Genomic DNA, 445 nt, shown 5'->3' on the forward strand with positions numbered 1-445 from the left:
GCGCTTACTGTGCCAAGTGATGCTTTGGTTGAGCTTGATATTCCTGAACAGATGGCTGGCCGGTATATCTTTGCCGTTTTTACCCAGAACCGGGATATTGCAGCGAATCCTGAGTCGACACAAAATTCCTTGCTGCTCCAACCACTCAAACCAGTCGTGGCCGATAAACTCACGATCAGCCAGAAGGCCGTCAATTTTGTCTGCAGGAATCAGCTTGAGAACCTTCTCCATGAGTTCTATTCGCTCTCTGGCATTTGAGTTACCCCCATTTTTTGTCAGGCAAATCCAGACCAGCGGAATAGAAGCACCTTGCCAGGCGACAGAGACCACCAGATAATTGACGTGTTTGCTTCCATACTGCCAGTAGGTCCGATCCATGCAGAGGGTATAGCGTTCCAGCTTTAGCCAATGGAGAATCAACTTCCCCAGCTGCTCGTAGCAGAAT

At 49.2% G+C, this 445-nt stretch carries 1 protein-coding gene; it reads right to left on the bottom strand.

Features of this window, described 5'->3' with window-relative positions:
• Positions 1-445: transposase family protein (locus tag CWC28_RS22105; RefSeq protein ID WP_502704940.1), on the bottom strand; the 445-nt coding region annotated here is incomplete at both ends.

This window comes from Pseudoalteromonas sp. S4492, assembly GCF_005886115.1.
GTDB lineage: Bacteria > Pseudomonadota > Gammaproteobacteria > Enterobacterales > Alteromonadaceae > Pseudoalteromonas > Pseudoalteromonas gelatinilytica.